This window comes from Microbacterium sp. H6, assembly GCF_003314775.1.
GTDB classification, from domain to species: Bacteria; Actinomycetota; Actinomycetes; order Actinomycetales; family Microbacteriaceae; genus Microbacterium; species Microbacterium oxydans.
This window is the reverse complement of the sequence record NZ_QOAY01000086.1, coordinates 1-1,247: the sequence shown is the minus strand read 5'-3', so window position 1 is coordinate 1,247 and position 1,247 is coordinate 1. Positions and strand designations below refer to the sequence as shown.

Annotated in this window: 1 protein-coding gene and 1 pseudogene; both read right to left on the bottom strand. The window is 69.5% G+C overall.

What is annotated here, in order from left to right:
• Positions 1 to 891, bottom strand: an 891-nt coding sequence (locus DSP71_RS06010; protein ID WP_147251219.1) for an amidohydrolase, incomplete at its 3' end; no start/stop codon positions are given.
• Positions 888 to 1,247: pseudogene (locus tag DSP71_RS21995) on the bottom strand (MFS transporter); the annotation flags it as partial. The gene DSP71_RS06010 and the pseudogene DSP71_RS21995, both read right to left, overlap by 4 nt.

Here is a 1,247-nt window from a genome sequence, read left to right as displayed (position 1 = left end):
AGCTCCCATGGCGGCAGTGCACGCGTCGATCGTGCCGTCGAGCACGAGCTTTATCCCGACGACGCGAACACCCGCGGTCGACGCCGATGCGTGCACCGACGCCTGAGCGACCTGCGCGAGGTTCGCCGCATCGTCTCCGCTGTTCGCGACGAACCAGTGCGCGGCGACGCGCAGGGGCAGCTCGCCGCGTTCGGCTGCCCTTTCGAGCGCAGCGAGTCCGAGCTCGTCGAACGCCATGTCGACGGCCCCCGTCACGCCGGCGGAGAGGTAGGCGGACACGACCCGTGCGACTGCCGCATCCCGCTGAGCGTCCGTCGTGGAGGCGTCGCGCTGCGCCCACGCGTACTGCTGTGCGGCGGTCTCATAGAGCATCCCCGTCGGCTCGCCGGACGCGTCGCGGGCGATGCGTCCGCCGAGCGGGTCGGGGGTGTCCCGCGTGATCCCCAGCTCGCGCAGCGCCGCCGTGTTCACCCAACAGGAGTGGTAGTCGTTGGCATCGAGGTAGACGGGGATATCGGCGACGACGGCATCGATCATCGTCGCGGTCGGCTCCCCGTCGGGGATCGCGTCGAACAGCCAGCCGCGTCCGCGCAGTACTCCCGACGTGGTGCGGCGGGCCTCGTCCAACCGGCGTTGGATCTCCTCGAGCGATGCGGCGTCGGTGAGTCCGACCTGTCCGAGCGCCTCGCCCATCATGAGCAGGTGGGTGTGCGCGTCGGTGAACCCCGGAAGGACGACGCGTCCTCCGAGATCGACCTCCGCGTCGGCGTGCGGGGCTTCCGCCTCGGAGCCCACGTGGATGAACTCCTCGCCGTCGACGACGATGGCCTCCGCCCAGCGGGACTCGTCTCCCGTGAAGATCCGGGCGTTGCGATAGAGGGTGCGGGTCATGCGGTGGTCTCCTGAGAGGTCATGCGATCCAGACGCGTCGATAGGAGGGCGATCGCCCCGGCGGGTACGGCGAGGACGAAGCTCGCGATGCCGAGGGCGACCGCGAATCCCTGATAGCCGAGAACGCCGACGAGGGCTGCGCCGATGACGGGGGTGAGGGCCGACCCGACGAGGTACACCGCGAGCAGGGGGCCCGACCAGCGGCCGTCGGCATCCAGGGCCGCCGATGTCGACACGAAGTACATGAAGGCGATCGCGTACACCGAGTTCCAGGCGATGAAGATCACGATGAACGTGGTGGGATCGGTCACGAAGCCCTCCACGATCTTGAGCGCGCCGCCGGCGACGAGCAGGAT